The organism is Qipengyuania zhejiangensis (genome assembly GCF_035607565.1).
GTDB lineage: Bacteria > Pseudomonadota > Alphaproteobacteria > Sphingomonadales > Sphingomonadaceae > Qipengyuania > Qipengyuania zhejiangensis.
This window is the reverse complement of record NZ_JAYKGO010000003.1, coordinates 121,243-136,262: the sequence shown is the minus strand read 5'-3', so window position 1 is coordinate 136,262 and position 15,020 is coordinate 121,243. Positions and strand designations below refer to the sequence as shown.

The 15,020-nt window shown below is 64.5% G+C and carries 15 protein-coding genes; 7 read left to right on the top strand and 8 right to left on the bottom strand.

Annotation, left to right across the window (positions count from 1 at the left end; translation table 11 throughout):
- Window positions 1-64 precede the first annotated feature (64 nt).
- From VR863_RS08305 to VR863_RS08295, 3 genes are read left to right on the top strand one after another with little or no spacing between them, the layout of a single operon-like run.
- Entirely contained in the window at window positions 65-862 is a 798-nt protein-coding gene (locus tag VR863_RS08305) for a tetratricopeptide repeat protein (protein ID WP_324827998.1), read from the top strand.
- Between the two features lie 41 nt (window positions 863-903).
- Entirely contained in the window at window positions 904-2,244 is a 1,341-nt protein-coding gene (locus VR863_RS08300; protein ID WP_434785004.1) for an outer membrane protein assembly factor BamB family protein, read from the top strand.
- A gap of 54 nt (window positions 2,245-2,298) precedes the next feature.
- Window positions 2,299-3,654, top strand: coding sequence for a methyltransferase family protein (locus VR863_RS08295; RefSeq protein WP_324827996.1), 1,356 nt, complete (start codon window positions 2,299-2,301; stop codon window positions 3,652-3,654).
- Here VR863_RS08295 and VR863_RS08290 read toward each other — a convergent pair whose 3' ends face one another.
- The 3 genes from VR863_RS08290 to VR863_RS08280 are packed head-to-tail and all read right to left on the bottom strand — an operon-like array spanning window position 3,655 to window position 6,141.
- Window positions 3,655-3,957: a putative quinol monooxygenase gene (locus tag VR863_RS08290; protein ID WP_324827995.1), complete on the bottom strand. Its 303-nt coding sequence runs from the start codon at window positions 3,955-3,957 to the stop codon at window positions 3,655-3,657.
- A 16-nt stretch (window positions 3,958-3,973) separates the two neighbouring features.
- Window positions 3,974-5,344: a glutamate--cysteine ligase gene (locus VR863_RS08285; RefSeq protein WP_324827994.1), complete on the bottom strand. Its 1,371-nt coding sequence runs from the start codon at window positions 5,342-5,344 to the stop codon at window positions 3,974-3,976.
- A gap of 41 nt (window positions 5,345-5,385) precedes the next feature.
- Complete coding sequence (locus tag VR863_RS08280) at window positions 5,386-6,141, bottom strand: 16S rRNA (uracil(1498)-N(3))-methyltransferase (protein ID WP_324827993.1); 756 nt, start codon at window positions 6,139-6,141, stop codon at window positions 5,386-5,388.
- Between the two features lie 39 nt (window positions 6,142-6,180).
- Here VR863_RS08280 and ubiA point away from each other — a divergent pair, with 39 nt between their 5' ends.
- Genes ubiA through VR863_RS08265 form a run of 3 tightly spaced genes read left to right on the top strand, consistent with a single transcriptional unit; the run spans window position 6,181 to window position 8,088 of the window.
- On the top strand, window positions 6,181-7,098 hold the full coding sequence (ubiA, locus tag VR863_RS08275) for a 4-hydroxybenzoate octaprenyltransferase (protein WP_324827992.1): 918 nt from the start codon (window positions 6,181-6,183) through the stop codon (window positions 7,096-7,098).
- Complete coding sequence (locus tag VR863_RS08270; RefSeq protein ID WP_324827991.1) at window positions 7,098-7,718, top strand: SOS response-associated peptidase; 621 nt, start codon at window positions 7,098-7,100, stop codon at window positions 7,716-7,718. The genes ubiA and VR863_RS08270 overlap by 1 nt, the downstream gene beginning before the upstream one ends.
- Window positions 7,719-7,764: 46 nt before the next feature.
- A complete protein-coding gene (locus VR863_RS08265; RefSeq protein ID WP_324827990.1) occupies window positions 7,765-8,088 on the top strand; it encodes an ArsR/SmtB family transcription factor in 324 nt (107 codons plus the stop codon).
- Here VR863_RS08265 and VR863_RS08260 read toward each other — a convergent pair.
- Together VR863_RS08260 and VR863_RS08255 are read right to left on the bottom strand one after the other, a co-directional pair.
- Window positions 8,063-9,322, bottom strand: coding sequence for a Xaa-Pro dipeptidase (locus VR863_RS08260; protein WP_324827989.1), 1,260 nt, complete (start codon window positions 9,320-9,322; stop codon window positions 8,063-8,065). The two genes, VR863_RS08265 and VR863_RS08260, sit on opposite strands and share 26 nt — an antisense overlap.
- A 160-nt stretch (window positions 9,323-9,482) precedes the next feature.
- A complete protein-coding gene (locus VR863_RS08255) occupies window positions 9,483-9,854 on the bottom strand; it encodes a VOC family protein (RefSeq protein WP_324827988.1) in 372 nt (123 codons plus the stop codon).
- 114 nt (window positions 9,855-9,968) lie between these two features.
- On the opposite strand from VR863_RS08255, the gene soxR reads away from it, so the two are divergent.
- Window positions 9,969-10,406: a redox-sensitive transcriptional activator SoxR gene (gene soxR, locus VR863_RS08250; protein WP_324827987.1), complete on the top strand. Its 438-nt coding sequence runs from the start codon at window positions 9,969-9,971 to the stop codon at window positions 10,404-10,406.
- On the opposite strand, the gene VR863_RS08245 is transcribed toward soxR, so the two are convergent.
- The 3 genes from VR863_RS08245 to VR863_RS08235 are packed head-to-tail and all read right to left on the bottom strand — an operon-like array spanning window position 10,403 to window position 14,928.
- Complete coding sequence (locus VR863_RS08245; protein WP_324827986.1) at window positions 10,403-10,930, bottom strand: SixA phosphatase family protein; 528 nt, start codon at window positions 10,928-10,930, stop codon at window positions 10,403-10,405. The genes soxR and VR863_RS08245 overlap by 4 nt on opposite strands.
- Window positions 10,927-13,668: an ATP-dependent DNA helicase gene (locus VR863_RS08240; RefSeq protein WP_324827985.1), complete on the bottom strand. Its 2,742-nt coding sequence runs from the start codon at window positions 13,666-13,668 to the stop codon at window positions 10,927-10,929. The genes VR863_RS08245 and VR863_RS08240 overlap by 4 nt, the downstream gene beginning before the upstream one ends.
- Before the next feature lie 51 nt (window positions 13,669-13,719).
- Window positions 13,720-14,928 (bottom strand): methionine gamma-lyase, encoded by a 1,209-nt coding sequence (locus VR863_RS08235; protein WP_324827984.1) that lies wholly within the window; start codon window positions 14,926-14,928, stop codon window positions 13,720-13,722.
- Between the last annotated feature and the right edge of the window lie 92 nt (window positions 14,929-15,020).

Genomic DNA, 15,020 nt, shown 5'->3' with positions numbered 1-15,020 from the left:
CCTTGACGGGCGCACTGCCTAAAGACCCGCGAACCTGAATTCACCAAAGCGGAGCCCGCCCAACGTGGCCCTCACACCCAAGTCCGAAATCACCCGCGAAGAAAAACTGGCCCAGCGCGACGCAGCCGAGCGCGAGGCGTTGCTGCGCGAAGTCGACGATGCCGTGCGCCAGGGGGATGCCGAGCAGTTCCTGAACGCATGGGGCAAGCCGCTTCTGGCCGGTCTCGTTCTGGCGCTGGCAGGCTTTGGCGGATATCTTTTCTGGGAAAGCCGCCAGGAAGCGGCGATGGAAAAGGATGCAGAAGTGCTGGTCGCCGCGCTCGATCAGGTCGAGGCCGGCAACCTCAAGAGCGGATACGACCAGCTCGAAGCGCTGGCTGGCGAAGGCGGCGAGGGCGCATCGAGCTTCGCCGCGATGATGCGCGCCGGCATTGCCGCCCAGCAATCGCGCCCTGACGAAGCCGCCAGGCTGTTCGCTGCCGTTGCTGCGAACGAAAGCGCGCCCTCTGCGTTGCGCGATCTGGCCAAGTTGCGCGAAGTCGCCACGAAATACGACAGTATGGGCAGCGCCGAAATTGTCGCCGCGCTGAAACCGCTCGCGGTTCCGGGCAAGCAGTATTTTGCCAGCGCGGGCGAACTGGTGGGTCATGCCTATCTCGATCAGGGCAAGCGGGCCGAAGCTGGCGCGCTGTTCGCGCAGATTGCCCAGGATGAAACCGCCCCCGAATCGCTCAAGTCGCGCGCCCGCCAGATGGCCGGTGTCCTCGGTGTCGATGCCATCAAGGATGTCGACGCCTTGCTCGAGGAACAGGGTGTGACCGAAGAACCTGCGGACGGCGCTGTCGCCGCCGCACCGCAATAAGTGGCCGCCAAGGGCCGGAACGGACGATAGAAATGGTACGGATGGATCGACAGGCGATTTTGCGCGGCACGCTGACCGTGGCCCTGACCTTTGGGCTTGCGGCGTGCAGCGGCGGATTGTTCGGTGGCGGTGACAAGAAGACCACCCCGACGCTCGGCGAGCGCACGCCCATCCTGTCGCGCATCGAAAGCGGCGCGCAGATCGATCCGGCGCTGGCTGGCGTAACAGTCGTTCTGCCACCGGCGACGGTCAACCCGAGCTGGGCCCAGGCAGGCGGTACCGCCAGCAAATCCTACGGCCATCTCGCCCTGTCCGCCACACCCGTGCGCGCCTTCACCGCGCAGGTCGAAGGCGGCAGCGATCGCAAGCGCCTTGGCGCATCGCCGGTAGTCGGCGGCGGATCGATGTTCGTGGTTGGCGGTGACGGCCAACTGTCGGCGTTCGACGCGCAGACCGGCGCGCGGCGCTGGTCCTACGCCGCGGCCATGAGCAGCGACGTACGCCCGTCGGCCTTCGGCGGCGGCGCCAGCTATGACAACGGGAAGGTCTTCCTTACCGCCGGCACCGGCGATGTTATCGCGCTCGATGCGACCAGCGGCGCGGAACTGTGGAAGGTGAAGCCTGCGGGACCGCTGCGCGGCTCCCCCACGATCGCGTTCGGTTCGGTTTTCGTGATGACGCAGGATAACCAGATCGTCGCACTGAACACCGCCGATGGCGCTGTCCAGTGGCAGCAGGCCGGGTCTTCGACCGCTGCGGGCGTGTTCGGCGTCGCCGCGCCGGCCGCTGGCCAGGGCACCGTGATCGCGGGTTACAGCTCGGGCGAATTGATTGCCCATCGTTATGAAAACGGCCGCACCCTGTGGGCCGATGCGCTGGCGCGCACGTCGATCTCCACCTCGGTCGGTTCGCTGACCGATATCGATGCCGATCCGATCATCGATCAGGGGCGTGTTTACGCGCTTGGCCAGGGTGGCCGCATGGCAGCGTATGAACTGGTCACCGGCCAGCGTATCTGGGAACTGAACCTTGCGGGCATTTCGACCCCGGCGATCGCGGGAGAGTGGATTTTCACCCTTACCGACGATGCCCGCCTGCTCGCCATTGCGCGCACCACCGGCAAGGTTCGCTGGCTGACCCAGCTGCCGCGCTGGCGTGATCAGAAAGACCAGAAGGGACCGATTTTCTGGAACGGTCCGGTCCTGGCTGGCGACAATCTCTGGGTCGTGAATTCGGAAGGCGAGATTTACCGCATCAGCACGGGAGAAGGTTCGGCAAGCCTGTTCCACGAGCTGGACAAGCCGGTAACCCTTCCTCCGGTGGTGGCCAACAACACGCTTTACGTCCTCGACGACGGCGGAACGATCACCGCGTTCCGTTGATTTCCGCGCGAATGTGCCCGGTCTGTTAACCAGGATCGGTTACGGCGCAGCGGTATGAGCGCAGAGGATTCAATTCCCACCGCACGGCCGCAAAGCGATGTTTCATCGGCTGTCGGGTTGGTCGGACTTGCCGGGCTGTTTGCCTGGGTTGCCTTTGCGCGCGCCTATCCGCAGTTTGCCGATGCGCTGAACCTGCCGGGGCCGCGTGCGCCGATGGCGGGACCGCACGCCGCACTGGTCGGCCTGGTGGCGGCCGCCTTGCCGATGGCGCTGTGGTCCACCCTTGTCGACAAGGTGCACCGTCGGCCTTCGACCGGGCTGGACTGGTCGTTGGCCAGGGCGCGCAATGCCGAACACGGGATTACGTTGACAAAGCTCGCCGGAATCTGGGCGACATGGGCGATCCTTGCTGCGCTTTACTGCCTGTGCCGCTGGTACTGGAGCGGGAATTACGTTTTCGCGATCAACGTGCTGGCGTGGGCCTCGATACCGATCATCGTCCTGTCGATCCCTTACCTGTTCTGGATCGATCGATACCTGGTCAATCGGCGCGACCACGCCTGGCATTTCGGAGCCATGGTCCTGCTTCGCGAAGGGTGGGACGTGGCGCAGGTCAAGGCGCATTGGCGAACCTGGATCATCAAGGGGTTCTTCACCGCATTCATGATTTCGATCATCCCGTTTGCCTTTCGCAACGTGGTGGAAGCGGAACTTTCGGTCATCGCGCACAGCCCGGAGAAGATGGCCCTGATCGCCATCGAGGCGATGTTCATGATCGATGTGATGATCGGGACCGTCGGTTACATCGTTACGATGCGTCCGCTCGATGCGCACATCCGCAGCGGCAATCCGTTTCTTGGTGGATGGGTCGCGGCGCTCATCTGCTACCCGCCCTTCGTCTGGGGCATTCTGGGTGACGGGCGCGCGATCAATTACGAATTCGACGCTCCGGGCTGGACGCACTGGTTTGCAGGCAATGACGTGGCGTTGGCCGGCTGGGGCGCGGGTCTGGTGCTGCTGACCGGGTTCTACGCCTGGGCGACCTTCGCTTTCGGCCTGCGCTTTTCAAACCTGACGTACCGGGGCGTGCTGACCAACGGGCCGTACCGTTTCACGCGCCATCCCGCCTACGTTTCGAAGAATCTCTTCTGGTGGTTTGCGACCTTGCCGTTTCTGGTGTCCAGCGGTTCGGAAGTGGAAGCCATACGCAATTGCTTCTTCCTGCTGGTGGTCAACGGCATCTACTTCTGGCGGGCGAAAACCGAAGAAGCGCATCTGCTGTCCGAAGATGCCAAATATCGCGAATACCATGCCTGGATGGCCGGCCACGGTGCGATCACTGCACCGCTGACGCGATTGTTTGGCTGGCTGGACCCGCGCCGCCGGTTGGGCCTGCAATCCGCCGGATGATCAGCCCAGAGGCTGACCGTCGTCGGTTTCGTAAATCCTGAGATCGCGGCCGACGGGCGGATTGGCCGCCATGACCTTCTGAAATTCGGCCATATGCGCCGAAGCGCCGTGCGCGGCCAACGCTTCGCGGTCGCGCCACCGTTCGAACAGGACAAGCGTGTCGGGATCGGCAAGATCACGGGCAAAGGTATAGTCGAGGCAGCCGTCTTCCCCACGGCTTGCACGGACCATGGCAACCACAGCGTCGATCAGGGTGTCGTCGGTGCCGGGTGCAAGTGAAATCGTACCGTTGATCTGGATCATCGCCGTGTTCCTCCGCTCAGAAGCTGTACTTGTAGACGCGTTTGATATCGCCCTGCCAATCGCCATGATAGCGATCGAGCAACACTTGCGCCGGCACCTTCCCGGTCGCCACGATTTCGTCGAGCGTCGAGAGGAAGCCCGTTTCGTTGTCGCCCGAGGTGTTCAGGCGCGCGCGCGCGGTCAAACCGGCGCGCGCAATGGCCAGCACTTCCTTGGCCAGATCACGCAATTTGCCGCCGCCCGGAATCGCCGCATCCAGCGCAAGCTTGGGCACTGCGTTCCTCAATTCCTCACGTTCTTCCATCGTCCAGTGCTTCACGAGATCCCATGACGCATCGAGCGCGCCCTGATCGTAGAGCAAGCCGACCCAGAAAGCGGGCAGGGCGCAGATCCGGCTCCACGGACCGCCATCGGCGCCGCGCATTTCGAGGAAGCTTTTCAGGCGCACCTCGGGGAAGGCGGTGGACAGGTGGTCCCACCAGTCGCTCTGCGTGGGTTTTTCGCCGGGTAGGGCTGCAAGTTCGCCCTTCAGAAAGTCGCGGAAGCTAAGGCCCGCGGCATCGATATATTTGCCGTCGCGGAACACGAAATACATCGGCACGTCGAGCATGTAATCGACATAGCGTTCGTATCCGAAATCGTCGTCGAACACGAAGGGCAGCATCCCGGTGCGATGCGGGTCGGTGTCGCTCCAGATGTGGCTGCGATAGGACAGGTAACCGTTCGGTTTCCCTTCGGTGAAGGGCGAATTGGCGAACAGCGCGGTGGCCAGCGGTTGCAACGCCAGGCTGGTGCGGAATTTTTGCGCCATGTCCGCTTCGGACGAATAATCGAGGTTTACCTGGATCGTGCAGGTGCGCAGCATCATGTCGAGGCCCATCGATCCCACTCGCGGCATATGCCGCAGCATGATTTCGTAACGACCCTTGGGCATGATGGGCAGTTCTTCGCGGGTCTTGTCGGGCCACATTCCCAGCCCCAGGAACCCAACCCCGCACGCGTCGCCGATTTCCTTCACCTGCGTCAGGTGACGCCCCGTTTCGGCGCAGGTTTCGTGCAGGTTCTCCAGCGGCGCGCCCGATAGCTCGAGCTGGCCAGCCGGTTCGAGGCTGACCGTTCCGTCATCCCCGCGCATGGCAATCACCTTGCCGTTTTCTTCCACCGGCTCCCAGCCGAACTGGCGCAGGCTCATCAGGATATCGCGGATGCCGCCCTTTTCGTCATAGGTCGGGGCGCGGAAATCTTCGCGCCGGAACACCAGCTTTTCGTGCTCCGTCCCTATGCGCCAGGCGTCCTTCGGCTTTTCGCCAAGCTGCATCGGGGCGACCAGCTGGTCGCGGGATTCAATTATCGGATCTTCAGACCCCGATGTTTCGCGCGTGCTCATGCGGGTTGCGATAGGAAACCCAAAGGGCGCTGGAAAGGAAATTATTCCTCGTCGATCCAATCGCCCGCTTCGGCCATCCACACGGCGATCCCGGCGATGGCGGCGGTTTCGCCGCGAAGGATTCGCGGACCCAGCGAAATCGCCTTGGCGGCGGGATGCGCGCGTATGGCGCTGCGCTCCGCTTCGTCGAAGCCGCCTTCGGGCCCGACCAGCAAGGCCGCCGGTCCATCGTGATAGCAAAAGGCATCGGCGGCCGGTTCGCCCCCGTTTTCGTCCGCGAAGAACAGGGTTCGTTCGGGCGGCCATTCGGCCAACAGTCGATCGAGCTTAGCTGGGTCGCCCAGATCCGGGAGAGCGGTTCGCGCGCATTGTTCTGCCGCCTCGGTCACGATCATCCGTGCACGGTCGGCGTTCAGCTTGTCCGCCACGCAGCGGCGCGTGATGACGGGCGCGATCCGCGCGACACCCAGTTCGGTGGCTTTTTCCAGCACCAGGTCGAACCGGTCCTTCTTGAGCAGCGCCGGACACAGCCAGAAATCGGGCACCGGTTCGCGCGGCCGCAGATGTTCGCGCGGTTCCAGCGACACGTGGCGTTTCCCCGCGTCGAGAACCTCCGCAGCCCATTCGCCGGTAACATCGTCGCACAGGATCACCGCATCTCCGGGTGCCACCCGCATGACCTTGGCAAGGTAATGCGCCTGGTTGCCTTCGATCTGCACGAACGCGCCGAGGGATAGGGTTTGCTCGACGAACAGGCGCGGCGCGCTTTTCGGAGGCCAGGCGGGTGTTGCGGGCATGGCTTTCCTGTTGGCGTCTCGGACGATAGGAAGCAAGCGATGAGCGATACGTCAGCCACATCCGGCATCGTCCCCGATACGCAGCACCGCGGCGTGATCGCACGCCTGCCGCAATTTCCGCGCGATCTGGCGCAGCTGGCGCGATTTGACCGGCCGATCGGCTGGTGGCTGCTGTTCTGGCCCTGCGCCTGGGGGGTCTGGCTGGCGGGTGCCGGTTGGCAGTTCGGCCTGGTCGCCTGGCTGCTGGTGGGCAGCATCGCGATGCGCGGGGCGGGCTGCGTCTACAACGATATCGTGGACGCAGGTCTCGACCGCCAGGTTGCACGGACCGCGGCACGTCCTGTTGCAAGTGGCCGGATTTCCACGAAGGTGGCCTGGGTCTGGCTGCTGGCGCTGTGTCTGGTCGGGCTGGTCGTCCTGTTGCAATTGCGTCCGCTGGCGCAGGGCGTTGCGTTGGCCAGCGTCGCTCTGGTCGCAGCCTATCCGTTCATGAAGCGCATTACCTGGTGGCCGCAGGCGTGGCTGGGCATGGTGTTTACCTGGGGGCTGCTTGTCGGCTGGACCCAGCTGCGCGCCGACAATCTGGATGCGCTGGCCGCGATCTATGCTGGCGCGGCCCTGTGGGTGATCGGATACGATACGATCTACGCGCTGCAGGATCGCGAAGATGACGCGTTGGTTGGCATCCGTTCGTCCGCCCTGCGGTTGGGCGCGCAGGTAAAGGGCGGGGTTGCCCTCTTCTACTGCGGTGCAGCGGCGTTGTGGGCGCTGGGCTTCTGGCTCTATCGCGGAGACTGGGTGGCGCTTCTGGCGTTGCTTCCGGCATTTGCGCATCTCGCGTGGCAGGTCGCCACTCTGGACACGAACGACCCGGAAAATCCCCTCGAACGCTTCCGCTCCAACCGCTGGGCAGGCGCACTGGTGGCGGCGGCCTGTTTCGTCGTGGGCAACGCCTGATGTGCAACCTCTATCGCATGACCAGGAACAAGGACGAGGTCGCCAAATGGTTCGACGCCGTCAACGACCTTGGCGGCGCGAATTTCGGGACGGAGGTTTTTCCCGGCTATCCCGGCGCGGTGGTCGCGCAAGGCCGGCTCAGGCAGATGACCTGGGGTTTCCCGTTGGTGATGAAGGGCAAGAGCGGCCAGCCGCTCAAACCCAAGCCGGTCAACAACGCGCGCACCGACAAATTGCACAGCTTCTTCTGGCGGCATAGCTTCGAAGAGCGGCGCTGCCTGATCCCGGTGACCGTATGGGCCGAAGCCGAAGGTGCGAAAGGCAGCAAAACACGCAGCTGGCTTTACCGCCCCGATGCGGACCTGTTTGCCGTGGCGGGGGTGTGGCGCCGATCCGACGAATGGGGCGAGGTGTATTCCATGGTGATGACCGACGCGGACGGCGCGGCGGCGGAACTCCACACGCGGATGCCGGTGTTGCTGGCTGACGAGGATCGCGGCACCTGGACCGATGGATCGCCCGAGGATGCCTTTGCCCTGTGCAAGCCGTGGACGGGAGATCTGGCGATCGAGCGTACGGGCGAACCATGGTCAGGCCGTGGACAAGTGGGCCTGCTCTGATCCCGAAAACTTGAGCGACTCGGCGCTCCATGCCTAGCTTGGCTGCATGACGGACACCTTCGTCGCCCTTTCCGATCCCACGCGCCGCTTGCTGCTCGACCGGTTGAGCGAGGAAGGCGGGCTTACGCTATCCGACCTCAGCGATAACTTGCCGATGACCCGGCAGGCAGTCGCCAAACATCTTGCGGTGCTCGAATCCGCCGAACTGGTGGCCAGCGAACGCGACGGCCGCTGCAAGCGCCACTATCTCAACCCCATGCCGCTGGCGAAAATGGCGCGCCGATGGCTTGGCCGGTTCGAAGATGTGCCGCTGGGGGCGATGGCCGGATACGCCGGCGCATCGGTTACTCCACCAACGCACCACCCTTGATAACCGCGTCGACGTCGGCCAGTTCGCCTACGTCTGCCAGCGGATCTCCGGAAACGGCGATCAGATCTCCCCACGCGCCGGGCTTCACCACACCGACCTGACCCGTCTGGCCCAGGGCCGCCGCCGCGTTGACGGTGGCAGCGCGGATGGCGTCGATCGGGGTCATTCCATATTCCACCATGACGCGGAACTGGCCGCCGACCTCTTCGTGCGGCATCACGCCTGCATCGCTGGCGAAGACCATTTTGACACCGGCGGCGTGTGCGCGGCGGAAATTGTCCCGCTGGGCCTGCGCGATCTCGCGATCCTTGCGCAAATTCTCCTCGAGCGTTCCGTTCGACTGCCCCACACGCTGCGTGTAATCGGTGTTGTAGATATCCATGCTGAGCCAGGTGCCGTGCTGCTTGGCAAGCTTGATGCCTTCGTCATCGATAAGGCTGGCGTGTTCGATCGTGTCGATGCCCGCGCGGATCGCGGCGTTGATGCCTGCTGCCCCGTGGGCGTGCGCCGCAACCTTGAGGTCCCAGAAATGCGCTTCTTCAGCGATTGCGCGCAGCTCGGCTTCGTGAAGCTGCTGCTGGCCCGGTTCCGTATTGCGTGAGAACACCCCTCCGGTGGCGCAAACCTTGATGACCTCGGCGCCGTACTTGCGTTGCTCGCGCACCCGGACGCGGAAGTCTTCGGGAGAATCGGCCACGCCGGGGCTCTTGGCCTCGAAGCTGGGGGGCAGGAATGTTTCGTCGCAATGCCCACCGGTCGCGCCGAGTGCGTAATTTGCCGTGACGATGCGCGGCCCGATGGCCCATCCTTCTTCGATCGCCTGGTCGATCGATTTGACGTTGTAGTTGCTGTCCCCGACGTTGCGGACGGTGGTGAAGCCCACGCGCAGCATCTTTTCGGCGTTCGTGACACCCAGCACGGTCCAGAAATTATCCGTGAACTGGAGGCCCGAATACCCGCCGTATTCGGGCCGCCCGTCAAGGTGGACATGCATGTCGATCAGGCCGGGCAGAAGCGTGTGGCCAGCCAGGTCGATTACCCGCGAACCTTCAGGCGCGGCCCCGTTCGGCAGCACGCCCGTGATCCGGCCATCGACGATCACGACCACCGGCTTTTCGATGTAACGGCCTGCTTCCACGTCGAGCAAACGGTCTGCCGTGACCGCCACGGTTTCCGCCGAAAGCGGCTGTGCGGCGAATAAGGCGAACGTGACGGCGACCGGAAGGCTCTTCATGAAAATTCCCCTGAACGGGCCTGGATGGCCCGCATGGCGAATTCATACACGAAGCGAATGGCATGGAAATACCGCCCGCTCGCCAGTTTCGGACGTGGGAGGATTGCGCCGCCGATTTGCGTGACACGGGCGGGCAAAAGGGGGCGTGCGCGGCATGATCTCATTCATAGCTCACGACCTCGAATTCGATGCCGTCCCAGTCCAGGAAATAGAACCGCCGGCCCGGCTCGTAATCGCCATGGTTGAAGGGTTCCAACCCATGCGCGCGGACAATTTCCTCGGCTTCGTCGAGATTGTCGACCAGCAGGCCGATATGGTTCAACGGCGCACCCTTGGCAAAGCCGCCCCGGGCGTTGTCGTTCGTGTACACGGCCAGATACGCGTCCTCGTCCCCCACATGGATCGTCGACCCGCCAAGCTGCGAAGGTCCGCGCCAGCGGATGCGCCAACCCAGCAGTTTCTGGAGGAAGGCCGCAATGCGGTCAGGATCGGTGACGGTAATGTTGGCGTGTTCCAGCCGGCCTGTGGTCATTGTGCATCTCCTGCTCTGACGGCCCGATGTCCAGGCCGTCGTTTGCGATGCACAGGCTTATGAAACCTCAAGTTCACTTGAGGTCAAGCGCCAATTTGTCTATCGCCATGATCGATGAAACCGAACGATCTGCTGTCCATCGGGGACCTGGCCCGGCGCACTGGCCTGGCCGTGTCCGCAATCCGTTTCTACGAAGAGAAAGGTCTGGTCGAGCCATGGCGAACGGCCGGCAACCAGCGCCGCTATCTCCGCAGTGATATCCGCCGGATCAGTTTCATCATGATCGCGCAGAAGCTGGGACTGTCCCTGACCGAGGTCGAGGAGGCGCTGTCGCGGCTGCCGATGGGCCGCACCCCCAATGCCGCGGACTGGAAGCGGATCAGCGGGTCGATCCGCAAACGCATCGATGACCAGATTGCCCAACTTGAAAAGGTGCGCGCCGATCTCGACGGCTGCATCGGGTGCGGCTGCCTAAGCCTCAGGAAATGCGCGCTGTACAACGCCGGCGACACCTGGGGGCAGCGCGGCGCGGGGCCGCGGGTTCTGCGTTAGTATTCCGGCCCGAGATCGGGATCGAGATCGCGCGGGCGGGCAAAATGGACGAGCCTTGCGCAGCCATCGCGCAGGTCCGCCCAATCATCGATATCCAGTTCGAACACGGCAAAGGCGGCGGTTGGAAATTTCACCTTCGCTTCATCGTAAAGCGCGTTTTCGTTTCTGGGGGCGACCAGTTCGAACAGCATGTCGCCAAGCCCGGGATTGTGACCTGCCAACAGCACCGAAGCGGCATCGCCGCCGGTTTCGCGCAGCACGTCCATGATGGTGTCCGTCCCGGCCAGGTAAAGCCGTTCATCCCATTGCGGTTCGATGCCGGGAAGTGCGTCCGCAAGGGTCAGCCGCACACGCTGGGCCGGGCTGGCAATCACCCGTTCCCATTTCACCCCGTGCTTGCGGATGTGATCCCCGATGACCTGCGCGCCGCGATGGCCACGGTCGTTCAGCCCCCTGTCGAAATCGCGCTTGTCGCTTTGCCCCCAATCGGACTTGGCGTGGCGCAACAGACCGAGGATTTTCACGAGGCTTGGTTCTCCGCTGGGGTGTCTTCGCGTGTTCCAACACCCTTGGCGACCCGCTGTAAAGCCTCTTCAAGTGTCACGCGCACGACAGGCGTGCCTTCGGGGAAGGCGGAGAGCAGGCGGCTGGGGAAAGCGGATGACAGGACCACGAAATGGCCCGAATCCTGGCGCGTGCGGATCAGCCGACCAAAGGCCTGCGCCAACCGCGCGCGGATAATGCGATCGTCGTATCGCTGCCCGCCGCCTTCCTGGTCGGCGGCAGCCGCGCGGCGGGCGCGGTGCAGGATGGTGGGGCGCGGCCACGGCACGCTTTCCATGACCACGCAGCGCAGCGAACGCCCCGGCACATCGACGCCGTCGCGCAACGCATCGGTCCCCAGCAGGCTGGCGCGGGGGTCGTCGCGGAAAATATCGGTCAACGTGCCGGTGTCGATCGGGTCGACGTGCTGGGCATAAAGCGGCAGCCCGGCCCGTGCGAGACGGTCGGCAATGCGGCCATAGACCGCGCGCATCCGGCGGATCGCCGTGAACAGGCCCAGCACGCCGCCGTCCGAAGCTTCGATCAGCCGGGCATAGGCGCCGGCCAGGGCGGGGATATCGCCGCGCCTGATATCGGTGACGATCAGCACTTCGGCGCGGTTCGCGTAATCGAACGGACTGTCCGCCTGCGCCGTGCTCGGCGTCAGGTCGAGATGCGGCGCCCCGCTCTTGGCGATAGCATGAGCCCAGTCGGCGCCGGTTTCATCGCGGTCGGTCAGTGTTGCGCTGGTCAGCATGACGCCGTGCGCCGGTTCGAGCACCACCTTGGCGAACGGTTTCATCGGGTCGAGCCAATGGCGGTAGAGTCCGACGTCAAATTCGCGCGCATCGTTGCGGTCGACAGCCAGCCAGTCGACGAATTCGGGGTCTGCCGGGCCACCGAGGCGCGCCAGCAACGCTTCCCAGGCGGCCAACAGGTCGATCCGCCACGCCAGCGAGTGTCGTGCGCCTTCGATGCGCGCACGGCCTTGCCCGTCGAGCCAGTCCGGCGCGTCTTCAACGATAGCTTCGAGCCGTCCGGCCAGCTTCAGCAGGGGCGAACGGATCGCGGACAGCGCCTGCGCCGCGTTGCCTGCGGCTGCCACCAGTTCGCCCGGCAGCTGGGATGCCTCGGTTTCGATGCCGTAGCCGGCTTCCTGCCCGCTCTCGTCGCGCGCATAGGTTGTCGCCCGGACCTGCCCCAGAAGCTCTTCGAGCGGACCGATCGGCCCGCCTTCGGCCACGCGGCCCAGCCAGCCGTCCGAGGGCAGAACCTGCGCCGCCTCGACTGCGGCTTCCACGGCCTCGCCGCCCTGCTCGTCATAGCTGGCCACATCGGCCAGACGTGCCGCCAGACCCCGGCGGCGGCCCCGCGAATTGCGTTCCGGACCCACGATCCAGCGCCGCAATTCGATTGCTTCTGCCCCGGTCAGCGCGGCCGAGAACGTGGAATCGGCGGCATCGAAAACGTGGTGGCCTTCGTCGAACACGATGCGGGTGGGGCGGCTGGCCATGTCGCGGCCGCGCGCCGCGTTGACCATGACCAGCGCATGATTTGCGATAACCAGATCGGCCTGCGCCGCGTTGCGCGCGCTGCGTTCGATGAAGCATTTTCGGTAATGCGGACAGCCGGCATAGACGCATTCGCCGCGCTGGTCGGTCAGCGCCGCGATCCCGCGCTTGCGGAACAGTGTGCCCAGCCAACCGGGCAGATCGCCGCCGACCATGTCGCCGTCCTGGCTGTAGGCGGCCCAGCGTGCAACGAGGTGGGCAAGGACTGCCGGACGGCCGGTAAACCCGCCTTGCAGCGCATCTCCAAGGTTCAGCAGGCAAAGATAGTTCTCGCGCCCTTTTCGCACGACGACGGGGGGCGAACCATCGGCCCGCGCGGCAGGCCACGCCCGGCGGCTTTCCTGTCGCAACTGGCGCTGCAGGTTCTTGGTGTAGGTGCTTACCCAAACCGTCCCGCCGGACCGTTCCGCCCATAGCGATGCGGGCGCCAGATAGCCCAGCGTCTTGCCGATCCCGGTGCCCGCCTGCGCCAGATGCACGTGGGGCCGCCGTTGCCGGTCGCGCGGGGCGAAGACACCGCCGGCCCCGCGCGAAAACATGCGCTGCCCGTCGCGCTGCTCGGCCCCTTCGCCCGTCAGGCGGGCAAGCTGGCCTTCGATTTCGGCTTCCTCGATCAGCACTTGCTGGGGTTGCGGCCTCTCGGGCGTTTCCTCCCATTCGGGCAGCCGGGTGAACAGCCATTTTTCGGCCCGCTCGGGCTGCGTGATATGGGGGGCGAGGACTTGCGCCCAAGGCCAGCGAAGCCGGGCCAGCGATTGCAGCCCCGACCACGCGCCTTCGCGCTCGGCCCAGTCCACGCTCTCGCACGTTTCCATCAGCGCGCCCGCCGCCTGTTGCAGCAACAGCGGCACGGCCGCATCGTCGGCCGGTTCTTCAAGGCCCAGGGCATGGGCCAGACCCTTGGGCGTGGGCACGCAGAATTTCGCCGGGTGGATGAACGCGTAGAGTTCCAGAAGATCGAGGCCCGACAGGTCCGGATACCCCAACCGGTTCGCCACCAACGGCGCGTTCATCATCAGCAGCGGCGTATCGGCCGCGGCCATTACGGCTTCGCCCTTCGAACACCCGCGCGTGCCGCCGTTCGCATCGCGCAGCCACGTCCCCGCGTGGCTGGCATGGAGGGCAGGAAGGGGCAGGGGCTGGCTCACCCCGATGCCGTTAGAACACAAACGGAACGGGGGGCAAGCCGCGCTATCCGGTTATGCCGCCAGTGCGATGTCCGATGCGGCAAGCGCCTGTTCCAGATCGGCAAGGATGTCCTCGGCGTCTTCCAGCCCGATCGACAGGCGCAGCAATCCTTCACCGATCCCGTGGGCCGCGCGTTCGTCCGGCGTGTAGGTCGAATGGGTCATCGAAGCAGGATGCTGCACCAGCGTTTCGGCATCGCCCAGCGAAACCGCGCGGATCACCATCTGCAGACGGTTCATGAAGCGGATGCCCTGATCATAACCACCGGCGAGGTCGAACGCGATCATTCCCCCGGGCAGGGCCATCTGGCGGCGTGCCAGACCGCCCTGTGCAAAGCTTTCGAGGCCCGGATAATGCACCGCGGCGACCTGCGGCTGCGCCTCCAGCCAGCGGGCGATCCTGAGCGCCGTTGCGCTGTGCCGTTCCATTCGCAGCGCCAGCGTCTTCAGGCCGCGCATGATCAGCGTGGCGGTAAACGGGCTCATCACCGCGCCGGTCATGTCCTTGAGCCCTTCGAGGCGGACCCTCTGCATCGTTTCGGCGGTTCCGGCGACCAGGCCGCCCACCAGATCGCCGTGTCCGCCCAGATACTTGGTGGCCGAATGCACCACGATATCCGCGCCGCGTTCCACGGGGCGGGTGAGGGCTGGGGTGGCATAGGTGTTGTCGACCACCACCTGCGCGCCATGTGCGTGGGCGACTTCGGCAATCGCTGCAATGTCCACCAAGCGCATATTCGGGTTGGCAGGCGTTTCGAAGTACACGACCTTGACCTGCGGGTTCATGGCCGCTTCCAGCGCAGCCGGCTGCGTCAGATCGACGTGTGTGACCTTCACACCGAATTTTGCCAGCCCGTGGCGGAAGAACGCGAAGGTGCAGCCATACAGGGTCTTGTCGGTGATGATCTCATCGCCTGCCTTCAGCAACGTCCACATCACGGCCGTGATCGCGCCCATGCCGCTGGCCGTGGCGACACCCGCTTCGGCGCCCTCCAGTGCCGCGATCCGCAGCTCCAGCAAATCCAGCGTGGGATTGGAGATGCGCGAATAGAAATAGCCCTGCTGTTCGCCGGCGAAGATCGCCCCGCCTTGTTCCGCAGTCTCGAACGCGAAGGTCGACGCCATGTGCATGGGCGGGGTCAGCGCGCCCTGGTTTTCGGCAGGATCGTAACCGTGATGGATCGCGCGGCTGGTGAAACCGGACAGGGTCGGCTTAGTCATGTGGAGCGGCCTCTTATGCTGTGTTCGCCCGCAACGTAGAGAAGTTCGGATGGAATTTCTCTCCTAAGTATGCCATGATTTAGTTCAATTTT